Below are 11,454 nucleotides of genomic sequence, written 5' to 3'. Positions count from 1 at the left end.
CCGAGGGTAAAGAAAATGCCTTCTGTAGAGATGGTGAGAAGGTTGAATCTATGCCTGAACTATTTTTATTTAAAGGACTACGAGGAAGCGGAGACTCTTTATCAAGATAGTGAAGCTCTTTTTGGAAAATACAAAGAAAATGCGTTCTATAAAAAGAACTTTACCCTTCTGGATTTGTTTATGGATTTATGCTGCTATGGAAAAAAAGAGGGAGTGGCAGAACGGATTCAGGAAGCGAGAAAACTATGTCCGGAAAAGCAATTTCAAGAAGACTTTGCTTATTTGGAGGAGCTTTTGGAAGAAAGAAAGGAAAATCTGCAGGAAGACACCAAAAGTGATGTATAGGGTAGGGGAAAAGGAGGTGCAAAAAGCAGTATGATACAGTTTATACAAGAGGAAATTTTGAGAATGGACTGGCTAAGCCGACTGTTTCGGGAGGCTTTGGAACACATGGGGATTGCTACGGAAAGCCGCATCGGAGGAAGCCTTCATTTCTTTCTCTATGATTGTGTGAAAATCACGGTTTACCTTTGCGTCTTGATATTTGCCATTTCCTATGTGCAGAGCTTCTTTCCGCCGGAAAGGACAAAGCGGATTATGGGGCGTTTTCACGGTATCCATGCCAATATTATAGCGGCTCTTTTGGGCACGATTACTCCTTTTTGTTCTTGCTCCTCCATTCCGATTTTTATGGGATTTACAGCAGCCGGGATTCCTCTTGGAGTCTCCTTTTCCTTTTTGATATCTTCTCCCATGGTGGATTTGGGAAGCCTTGTACTACTCACCGGCATTTTCGGTCTAAGGATTGCCTCTGTCTATGTGATATTGGGACTCTTGCTGGCGGTTCTAGGCGGTTTAGTGATAGAGCATTTGTCCTTGGAAAATGAGATAGAACCCATTCTTTTGCAGTTGAAACCCGTGGAACAGGCGCTCCCTACCTTGTCCCGGAAAGAGCGTCTTTCTTATGCTGCCGAGCAGGTGAAAACAACCTTTCGAAAGGTTTTCCCCTATATCCTTTTAGGGGTAGGTATCGGTTCTTTGATTCACAACTGGATTCCTGAGAACTGGATTATTTCTTTACTTGGGAAAGGAAATCCTGCCGGCGTGATTCTTGCGACTCTGGTGGGGATTCCCATGTATGCGGATATTTTCGGAACGATACCGATTGCGGAATCCCTTCTTTTAAAGGGAGCGGAGCTGGGAACGGTGCTGGCCTTTATGATGGGGGTCACCACTCTTTCTCTTCCCTCTATGATTATGCTTAGGAAGGTCATTAAGCCGAAGCTCTTGGGGACTTTTATAGGAATATGCATCCTCGGCATTATTCTTATCGGATATATTTTTAATGCATTACAGGCGGTGCTTCTGTTATGATTTACAAGGAAAATGCTTTCCTTTCGACTAAGCAGTATTGCCGAAGTGCACGCTATTTTGTGCTACCTTTTACTACCTTTTACTACCTTTTATATCTTGTACTACATTGTCCTCATTAGGAGATCATTTATGGAAAAGAAAAAATTATATGTCTTAACAGGTTTTTTGGGAGCGGGAAAAACCAGTCTTTTGCTGCATATCTTGGAAGAATTCTCCGATAAAAAGCTTGCCGTCATTCAAAACGAATTTGGGAAAACGGGAATTGACGGCAGTATTCTGGAAAAGAAGGAACTGACCATCAAGGAAATCAACAGAGGATCGATTTTCTGCTCCTGTCTGCAACTTTCCTTTGTGGATGCTTTGGCAGAGATGAGCAAGGGCGATATGGAATACCTTTTTGTGGAAAGTTCCGGTCTTGCCGATCCTTCGAATATTCGGGACATTTTAAAGAGCGTAGAAGTTCTAGCCGGGGACGTCTATGATTTTCAGGGGGTAATCTGCCTGATTGACGGCGTGCATTTTCCAAAGCAGGTAAAGGATACGGAAACGGTAGACAGGCAATTAAAGCATTGCGATGTAGCCATCGTGAACAAGATGGATTTGATTTCCGAGGAACAGTATAAGAAAGTACTTTCTTTGATTCGGGAAGTGAATCCCCATTGCCTGATTTTACACTGTGAAAATGGAAGAGCAGATCTTGGCTTTATTCGAGAAGGCTTTGAAAAGGGAAGCTGGGTAGATTCGGAAGAGAGCTTAAATACGGTGGACAACAAGCCGAAAACCATTTCTCTGGTATGTACGGAAAATGTTTCCAAAGAGCGTTTTCATCAATTTTTGCAGGAAGTTTTGCCGGACTGTTATCGGATTAAAGGTTTTTTCCTTTTGGACAATTGCTGGATGCAGGTGGATGTGGTGGAAGAACTAATCGACTATAAGCCATGCCCTGAGAAGGAGATTTCCGAGCTGGTATTTTTGTCGAAGGTTGGACCGAAGGTGATTCGAAGCATTGACGCAGCATGGAAAAAGACGATGAATAGCCCCATGAAATTAAAGAATTAAAGAGTAAGAAAAGTTGGAAGGAAATGTAACGAGAGGTGAATATGGAAATCAAGGTTATCGGTGCAGGCTGTAAAGAATGTGATACATTATATCAAAATGTAAAAGAGGCGGTAAAAGAGCTAGGGAAGGATGCTAAAATTGAAAAAGTAGAGGAGTTAATCGAGATTGTAAAGCTTGGGGTACTCAGTGCTCCATCCCTCATGCTTGACGGGAAACTGGTCGTAAGCGGACGGGTTCCCGGAGTCGGAGAATTAAAAAAGCTATTGTCTTAAAGGAAGCCTAAAAATACACAAATTTTTCACAACTAAATTAGCACTCGACACTTGACAGTGCTAACAACTTGAGTATAATCATAATCAAGCAGAGGAACAGAGAAGACCGCAAGGACTTTAAAGGTTCTCACGATGATGAAGATTCTTCCCCTTGCTAAAAACAATGACGAGAAGTCAGAATTGAAATAAAGAGTATAAGGAGGAAAAAAGATATGTTAGCACCTAGCATTTTTGGAGAGAATTTATTTGATGATTGGTTTGATTTTCCGAGTTTCGGAGGTCTGGGCAGAGTAGAGAATAAGCTTTACGGAGACCGTGCAGGAAGATTGATGAAGACGGATGTTCATGAAAAGGACGGGCAGTACGATATGGATATCGATCTTCCGGGCTTTAAGAAAGAGGATATCAAGGTAGAGTTGCATGACGGCTATCTTCAGGTCAGTGCCGTGAAGGGCTTAAATGAAGAAGAGAAGGATGAGAAAGGTAAACTCATTCGTCAGGAGCGTTACTCCGGCTCTATGCAAAGAAGCTTTTATGTTGGTGACAGCATTAAGCAGGAAGAGGTAAAAGCAAAGTTTGAACAGGGCGTTCTGAAGCTTTCCTTCCCTAAAGAAGGGGAGAAGAAACTTCCGGAGAAGCAGCCGATTATGATTGAAGGTTAAAGTTATTTGGAAAGCGATTCTGTTAAAATAAAAGTGTAGCCGAGAATATTCGGAAATTGGCTTTAAAATGCATTAAAAAGTAAAGGAGCTACAAAGTAGTATGTTAACTATTTTGTAGCTCCTTTTTTGTCTTTCTTTGTTATTAGTTGTCACTCTTTAATTGGAATTTGGATACCAGATCCTGTAAGACATTGGCCTGTCCGGACAGCTCTTCGGAGGCTGCGGCAGACTGTTCCGCTGTGGCGGTATTGCTTTGTACCACGGAGGAAATCTGATCCAGTCCGGAGCTCAACTGTACAATGCCCCGGGCTTCGTCCTCGGAAGCATCGGATATCTTGGAAATAATGTTTGTGATTCCTTCTGCTTTGCTCTTTACCAAATCCATGGATTCCGCAGTTTCCTGCGTGATTTTTGCTCCGCGAGACACGGCGTCAATGGTTTCTTCAATCAAGTCACTGGTATTTTGAGCGGCCTTTGCGGACTTCTGTGCCAGATTTCCGACTTCATCAGCCACTACGGCAAAGCCTTTTCCGGCAGCTCCCGCCCTTGCCGCCTCAATCGCCGCATTTAAGGAAAGGATATTGGTTTGGAAAGCAATATCGTCAATGGTTTTGATAATCTTTCCGATTTCATTGGACTTTTCCGTAATTTCCTTCATAGCCAGAGACATTTCTTCCATTTTTTGGTTACTGAGCTCTACAGCTTCCACGGAAGACAGGCTGAGCTTGTTGGCTTCCAGGGATTGTTCTGCGGTACTCTTAATCTTATCGGAAATCTCGCTCATGGTAGCACTTAACTCTTCTATGGAAGAGGCCTGCTCTGTAGAGCCCTGAGATAGAGACTGTGCTCCGTTGGATACCTGTTCTGCTCCGCTGTTTACTTCGGATGCAGAACGTTTAATCTCCTCCATGGTGTCGGATAAGTCTGTAGTAATATCCCGAAGGGAAAGCAGTAATGGTCTGTAGTCTCCTTTATAAAGGCTTTCGTCAGAAAGGTCGACACGGAAATCTCCGCGGGAAACAGAGGAGAGCTTTTCGTTTAAATCCTGTATAATGTCCTTAATCTGTTGCATGACTTTATCAAAGGCATGGGCAATGGTGCCGATTTCGTCTTGCTTCTGATATTGAATTTCTACATTTAAGTTTCCATCTGCCACCTGATTTCCGACCTTGGCCATCATTTGCAAAGGCTTCAAGGAGGAACGAATTAAAAGATTGGTAATCAGCGTCAGTAATACTACGCCGCAAAGCACGATAATGGTGGATACGGTAATCAAGCGCTTGGTCACTCTCAAGTATTCGTTACTGGAAATGCTCATAAGACTCCAAAGCGTTGTGCCGTCCAGCTGTGTGGGAGCAAAATACAGACGTCTGCTTTGTCCGCTCTTATTCTGTAAAACCACATGGAAGGGTTTGTCTTCCTGCATTTTGCTGAGCAGCTCAGGTACATCCTTTTCGTCCAGTGCGTCATTTAAGGTTTTTTCTCTTAAACCTTCTCGAGAGCTGTAGAGGAAGTTTCCCTGGTCATCCATTACAGAGGTAAAGAGGCTTGGGAAACGGCTATCTTCCCGTGCCAAGATATCAAAGGCGGAAAGATTAATTTCAATTGTGACAACACCCTTAAATTCACCGTTTACAAGAATGGGAGTACAAACGGTAATCAAGGAATACTCCGGATATTCATCATCATGGTAAAGGGATGTGATGGTGGTCTTCTGGGTTTCCTTTGCGGTTTTGTAATAGCCCTTATTTTGATAATAGGAATAGGGATAATTGATGATATCTCTGGTTTCTGCGCTCTTTACGGTAAGGTAGGGCGCATAATCCGTTACGCCGGGAATCAAGACACCGGGCTCAAAGAAATACCCTACACCTGTAACATAGGGATTGCTTTTTAAGGTAGAGTACATAGCGTTCATCATAACAACTTCCGCATTGTATCGGCTGGCAGGAATTTCCTGATTTAAAATTCGAGAACGAAAGGTCGTATTTTGCATGGGAGTAATTTCTTGCACTTCTCTGTTGCCGTCATTAAAATTATTGATTCTCCAGGGATTGGCGGGAGCGCCTCCTACAGCATCATTTTGATCCCAAACAAAACTGATGGATTCCATCATACTATCGGCTAATGTTTGCACTTGAGTAAAAACCCTTCCGGTTTTCTCATTGGTGATATCCAGCAAATCTTCCATGTTTTTGTTTAAGTTGGCTTTTACGGATTTACTTCCCATGGTTACTATGGGAACGCTTAAGCTACAGAGAATCAAAAGTCCTACAATGCCCAAGAGCATCGATAATCGGGAGCCTAGACTTCTGCTTTTTTCCGTCTTCTTTTGTTGTCCTGTTTTCTTCATTTTACATACCGGTCCTTCCTTGAATAGATATATGATAAAAGTCACACAAAATTTGGTGGCATTTTCCACGATTAGGGTTTTTATGGATAGAATATTTTCAGCTTGAATGGAGATTCATTGGGTAATCTCGCTCTCCATCGGTACGAGCTCATGAGTCTTTTCGGTTCATTCGACAGATTTTCCTTTTTTTATAAATCAAAATAGAAAAGATTGTGCTATACTGTTTTCATCTTTAGAAAACGGCAAGAGAAGGATTGCTCGTATGGGGCAGAGGTTTATGCCTTCTCTTATATTTGACGATTATGTATAGGTTACGGCAGACTTTTATAAGATTAATCTGTACCTTTCGTGCTTATGAGACAGAGACATCCAAGATGCGGGTTAGAAGCATAATCACGAAGGATATTTTTTGGAAACAGAGCATTCTATTGTAGATATCCGGAGCGGAGATGAGAAATAATTCCTTCATCAAAAAACACCAAACCGTCATTCTTTTGTTCCTCTCCATTTTGGTGGGGCTTCTTGTGATGCGTTATATTCTGAGTGATGTAGGACGGGTGCCCAAAAGTGATTATAAAGTGTTGAAGAACATGAGTGTGGAAGTACAGCACGAGGATGGAAGTGTAGATAATTTTCAGAGCTATCTGTTTAATTTTTCTTCCCGAAAAGATCATATCACCATGCATCTGCCCTTGGAATTGGAATGGAAGGCGGAGTATCAGACGATTAACTTCTTTTTTTATAACAGTGTGGTGAAGGCGTATTACAAGGATCAGTTATTGGTGTCCTACGGAGAAAATCTGAAAAGGCATATGATTGGACACCTGAAAATCAGCATACCGGTTCCTTTGGAGGCTTATGGGGATGAGATTCGGGTGGAAATCGATCCTCAGCTGGATATTTTGGAGGATAATTTTGATGTTCCGGTTTTGATGGCTAAAGGGACAGAGTTTTACTATCCGATGATTAGTCAGGAAACGACGTATCCTATTTTCGTAATGACCTTGATTGGATCCTTTATCGGAATCGTCATTTTTGCTTTTTTCTTTAAGACACATGTGTATGCCAGTGAAGGAATGTGGCTATTCTCCCTGGTTTTCGCCATTACCCTCTGGCACTTGGGAAATACCGGTCTGGCTTATTTGCTTTTTCCAAGAGAGGATTTAAGTGCGGTTTGCGAGTATGTGGGTATGTATTTATTGTTGCCCACGGCCCCTTTATATGCCAGCTATGAAACCTCAAGGAAGGTGGTCAGGGAATATCTTAGAGTAGTCGGCAGCATTTTCTTGGCCTTCTTCTTGCTTTGCCTGATCCTTTATATTTTCCCTACGGGATTTCAGTATACCGGGCATCTCCGTCTGGTACAGACGGCACAGATTGTAATGGTATTTTCCTCTATGGCAAGCCTGCTTTTCCCCGGAAAAAAGATAAAGAACAATTCGGATTATATTTTGGGATACGGCTTGGTGTTTGTGGCTGTATTCGGCATTTTAGAACAGATTAGAATCATTTTGGCCGGCAGTATTACGGAGAAGTGGCCGGGATTCTTGCAAAGCTTTGTTACCACAGGCTTTTCAAAGATTTTAATTCTGCTTTTGATTATTGTTTTTATTACTTCCTACGTATTTAAGGTTATTCTGATTGCCCAGGCCGGCATCGAAGAAAAGCATTTAAAATACCTGGCTTATACGGATCGGCTGACCGGTCTTGGAAACCGGCAGTATTTGCAGGATCAGCTGGAGGTTTTGGATCATAGCAAAAAGAAGGACTATGCCGCTATCTTTATGGATATCAATGACCTTAAGCTGACCAATGACCTTTATGGCCATGAGTCCGGAGATCGTTTGATTCAAATGGTGGCAGAGGCTATTCAGGATGCCATGGCAGAGGTGGAAGGCTTTTCCGGAAGAAACGGCGGTGATGAATTTGTCTGCATTGTTTTCCCCGCAAGTGCGGTGTTTGAAGTGGAAAATAAGATTAAAGAGTATTTGCGGAATACGAAGGAGAAACAGAATCCTCCCTTCCCTGTAAGTATTTCCATGGGAAGTGCCAGCTATCGGGAGGTTGCGGAGAAGCTCCCCATTGAAAAGAGAGAACATCTCACCGTGAGTCATGTGATTCGACAGGCGGACGGAAAGATGTACGATGATAAGTATAGAATGAAAAAGAGTAGAGATCAGGAGATTTCTTTTTAAACAAGGAGAAAAGGACTTTGAAAGAAGCTTTTGGGGATATCCCTCGGTTCTTCCAAAGTCCTTTTTGATATTAGTGGAATTTAGCCGGTATCAGAGCCGACATTTGGAAAATGATTAGCTCTGCTTAACGGTATTTCTGGAAAGTAATATTCTGAATCAGGATGGGGTTGGATACAGGCGCATCATCTTGATTGGTTTCCTGAGAAGCAATCTTTTCTACTACGTCCATTCCTTCATAAACCTGTCCCAATACGGTGTAACGTCCGTCCAGCTCGGGAATTCCGCCCACTTCCTTGTACTTTGCTTTTACATTTTCCGGAAGAGATAAAAGAGGAAGTGCCGCTTCATTACGAATCTTACTGCACTGCACGATATAGAACTGATTTCCGTTAGTATGGGGACCGTTATTTCCTAGGCAAAGCGCTCCGTTAAAGTTGTGCAGCTCCATGTTTACTTCGTCAACGAAGAATCCGTTATAGCTGGACTTTGCTTCGTCTCCGGAACCGTCCAGAGCTCCGCCCTGAATCACGAAATCTTTGATGACTCTTGCAAATGGCGTGCCGTTGTAGAAGCCCTGCTTGGATAGGGTAATCCAGTTCTGCACGGCAATGGGAGCCTTCTCCGGGAAGAGACGCATCTTGATTACTCCGGCATCGGTGGTCATAATGCAAACTTCTTCGCCGCGTTTTGGCTTATCCAACTGATAAATCTTTACGTCGGATACATCCACGCCCTTATCCTTCCAAAGGATGCCTACAATCTTCCATTTGAGTCCCTGGGCATCTCCCAGTCTTGCCATTTTCAAAAGGACAGTGTGTTCCGTTACCTTGTTCTTTGCTTCGGTAGTCTGGAACTTTAATTCCATGATTCCTCGTAAATCATTGTATTCATCGGTTCCGCTTACCCGATGAAGCACCGGCATCTTGGTGTAGGTATAGCGGATGTCCTTCATACCCTCAAAAGTCCGGAAATAGTTGCGAATAGCTTCCTTCTCTTCTTCTGAAATATCGGGAACAATGTAATCCTCGATACCCTTGTGCTCCTTGATGTCCTTGATGAATTCTTCAAAGCGTACTTTTAGTTCGCTTTCATCCCAATGCCGGGACAGGAGCTGCCAGCTTTGTACTTCCTCATCATAGTTTTTGGCAAAACCTGTGATGGCGGTGAGGGATAGGGCAGTCAGCAGTGCACAGCCGAATGCAAGAGCTGATTTCATGAATGATTTTCTCATAAAGCCTCCTTTCTGTCATGAGAACTTGTGCTGATTTACAATTACTCTTTGTAAATCCGAATTTATATTTATATAATAATACCAAATAAAAGCTATTATTTAAATACTTTTTGGAGAAAAAATAAATGTATACATGGGGAGGGAAAGCACTTTAGGGTGTGGCATTTCTTGAGAATTCAAGGTAAGATAAATTATTATATTTAGAGTCAAACAGCTAAAAAAATAAGTGGGAGAAATCATGAAGGCAAGGCATTTAGAAATTTTACAGGAGAAGGGATTTCCGGTTCCGAAGTTTATCCTGGTTTCGGAAAATGAAGAAGTGGATCTTTCTTTTTCTGAGAAGGAATACTTTGCCGTTCGCTCCAATTTTTCCACAGAAGATGGGGGGGAGCATTCCTTTGCCGGACAGTTTTTGACGCGTTTAAATGTAAAAAGGGAGAAGGTACAGGAAGCGGTACAGGAGGTTTTTGACTCCTATGCCGGCAGTTTGGAATATAAAGAAAAGGCGAATAGAGGGAAGACGGAATACTATCTAAAAGAGCAGGGCAAAGCAGAAAAGCAGAAGAACGCAGAACGGCAGGAGAACAGAGAAAAGCAGGAGAACAGAGAAAAGCAGGAGAGCACAGAACAGAAAAAAGCAGAAGTCTTGGTAGAAAAGGTGCTCATTCAGGAAATGCTGTTTCCGGAAAAGTCCGGTGTTCTGTTTACGAAAAACCCCAAGGGGATCCTGAGTGAAATGGTGGTGGTTCTGGGACAAGGTCTTGGGGATAAGGTGGTGGAGGATCAGGAAAATGTATTGACCTACCATTATTTTCCGGGGGAATGTCTGTACCAAGAGGGGCGTGTTCAAAGCTGTTTGTCGGAACAGGCACAGGAAAGTCCAGGTTTAGGTTTGGAAGAGGAAGAGCTGAAAACTTTGTTTATCCTTGGAGAAAGAATAGAGCAGCTTTTTCAAAAGCCTATGGATATAGAATTTGCCATAGAAAAGGGCAAAGTTTACATTTTACAGGCCAGAGAAATCACCACCTTAGACATGCATCTTCCTGTTCGGATTTTAGACAACAGCAATATCTCCGAAAGCTTTCCGGGAATATGTCTTCCTTTAAGCGAGAGCTTTGCGGGAGAAATGTATAGCGGGATTTTTACTTCTCTGGGAAGACGTTTTTTGGGAAAGAAGGTCTCTTCCTACGAGGAGCTTTTTCAACGCATGGTGGGAGGATTTTCCGGAAGAATGTATTATGAAATCTCCTCCTGGTATGATATTTTGCGTCTCCTTCCCTTTTCCGGAAAGATTATTCCGGTTTGGCAGAGAATGCTGGGGGTATCTAACGAAGAAATATCCTTTTCCAAGAAGAAGCCAAGCTTCTTTTTAAAGTGTAGAATTGCCCTTTTATTTTGTTATTATTTTATAGTTTCCCAAAGGAAAATGAAGGAGCTGGACAGATTTTTCCAGGAGCGCTATGCATCCTATAGCAAAAGGGTGGATGAGGAGGAAGATGCTCAAGCACTCTATCGGATTTTTTTGGAAATGAAGGAAGATCTACTGCGGGAGTGGGATATTACGTTGATGAATGATATGGTGTCCTTTATCAGCACTCATTTATATGGGAAGAAAACGGCATTTTCCTTAGAAACCATGAAGCCTGTACGAGCTCTTTCCGCCTTAAAGACGGTGGCAAGAAAGCATGGCTTAGACAGTGAAGAATATCGCAGGGAAAAGCAAAGCTATATTTCTTCCTACGGAGACCGAATAGAGGGAGAGCTGAAGCTGGAAACCAGAACCTACAGAACCAATGAAGAGCTACTGGACCGATGGATTTTGGATTCTTTAGAGACCGAAACTGCGGAGAGGTATGAGCTTTCGGAAGCGAAGCATAGTCTTGGGAAAGCATGTGTAGAGACAAATTTCTCGGAGAAAGATTGCGAAGAGACAAGCTGTTCAGAGAAGCCCTATGAGCAGAAACAGCGAAAGTCCTTTCTCTATCGCCTTGCCGAGTCCTCCTGTAACAATAGGGAGATTTCCCGTCTTCATCGCACAAGATGCTTTGGTTTAATGCGGCGAATTGTAGATAAAATCGGAGAGAAAACCATAGGCTTTGATGTGTATTATTTGAGTCTCAATGAGCTGAAGGAATTGCTATTTTCCGGCAAAGATTTCTCCCTGAAAATTGCGAGAGAAAAGGAACTCAGAAAGGCCTATGAAAGACTTCCGATTTTGTCTCGGGTTAAGCTTCTCGGAAAGGTGGACAGAGATCCTCTGGCAGGGGAGATTAGAGTTTTAAGTTATGAATCTTTCAAGGAAAAAGGA

Annotated in this window: 8 protein-coding genes and 1 pseudogene; 7 read left to right on the top strand and 2 right to left on the bottom strand. The window is 42.6% G+C overall.

The features are described 5' to 3' along the window. From RYL27_RS08625 to RYL27_RS08605, 5 genes and pseudogenes are all read left to right on the top strand, one after another. Positions 1 to 345: pseudogene (locus tag RYL27_RS08625) on the top strand (hypothetical protein); the annotation flags it as partial. Between the two features lie 30 nt (positions 346 to 375). Continuing rightward, positions 376 to 1,374, top strand: a complete 999-nt coding sequence (locus RYL27_RS08620; protein ID WP_314966578.1) for a permease — start codon at positions 376 to 378, stop codon at positions 1,372 to 1,374. 129 nt (positions 1,375 to 1,503) lie between these two features. Next, on the top strand, positions 1,504 to 2,433 hold the full coding sequence (locus tag RYL27_RS08615) for a CobW family GTP-binding protein (RefSeq protein WP_314345140.1): 930 nt from the start codon (positions 1,504 to 1,506) through the stop codon (positions 2,431 to 2,433). Between the two features lie 41 nt (positions 2,434 to 2,474). Continuing rightward, on the top strand, positions 2,475 to 2,705 hold the full coding sequence (locus tag RYL27_RS08610; protein ID WP_314345142.1) for a thioredoxin family protein: 231 nt from the start codon (positions 2,475 to 2,477) through the stop codon (positions 2,703 to 2,705). A gap of 212 nt (positions 2,706 to 2,917) precedes the next feature. Continuing rightward, on the top strand, positions 2,918 to 3,367 hold the full coding sequence (locus RYL27_RS08605; RefSeq protein ID WP_314345144.1) for an Hsp20/alpha crystallin family protein: 450 nt from the start codon (positions 2,918 to 2,920) through the stop codon (positions 3,365 to 3,367). A 142-nt stretch (positions 3,368 to 3,509) separates the two neighbouring features. Here RYL27_RS08605 and RYL27_RS08600 read toward each other — a convergent pair whose 3' ends face one another. After that, the gene (locus RYL27_RS08600; RefSeq protein WP_314966576.1) at positions 3,510 to 5,720 is read right to left on the bottom strand and encodes a methyl-accepting chemotaxis protein; all 2,211 of its coding nucleotides are present in this window, start codon (positions 5,718 to 5,720) and stop codon (positions 3,510 to 3,512) included. A gap of 449 nt (positions 5,721 to 6,169) precedes the next feature. On the opposite strand from RYL27_RS08600, the gene RYL27_RS08595 reads away from it, so the two are divergent. Continuing rightward, the gene (locus RYL27_RS08595; RefSeq protein WP_314966574.1) at positions 6,170 to 7,915 is read left to right on the top strand and encodes a GGDEF domain-containing protein; all 1,746 of its coding nucleotides are present in this window, start codon (positions 6,170 to 6,172) and stop codon (positions 7,913 to 7,915) included. 124 nt (positions 7,916 to 8,039) lie between these two features. Here the strand turns inward: RYL27_RS08595 and RYL27_RS08590 are convergent, their stop codons facing one another. Continuing rightward, positions 8,040 to 9,146, bottom strand: a complete 1,107-nt coding sequence (locus RYL27_RS08590; protein WP_314966573.1) for a peptidylprolyl isomerase — start codon at positions 9,144 to 9,146, stop codon at positions 8,040 to 8,042. A 238-nt stretch (positions 9,147 to 9,384) separates the two neighbouring features. Here RYL27_RS08590 and RYL27_RS08585 point away from each other — a divergent pair. Next, a partial coding sequence (locus tag RYL27_RS08585) for a PEP/pyruvate-binding domain-containing protein (protein ID WP_314966571.1) occupies positions 9,385 to 11,454 on the top strand: 2,070 nt, incomplete at its 3' end.

The organism is Oribacterium sinus (genome assembly GCF_963537195.1).
GTDB lineage: Bacteria > Bacillota > Clostridia > Lachnospirales > Lachnospiraceae > Oribacterium > Oribacterium sinus_A.
Note: the sequence above shows the minus strand (reverse complement) of the source record. Positions and strands in the feature narration are given on the sequence as shown.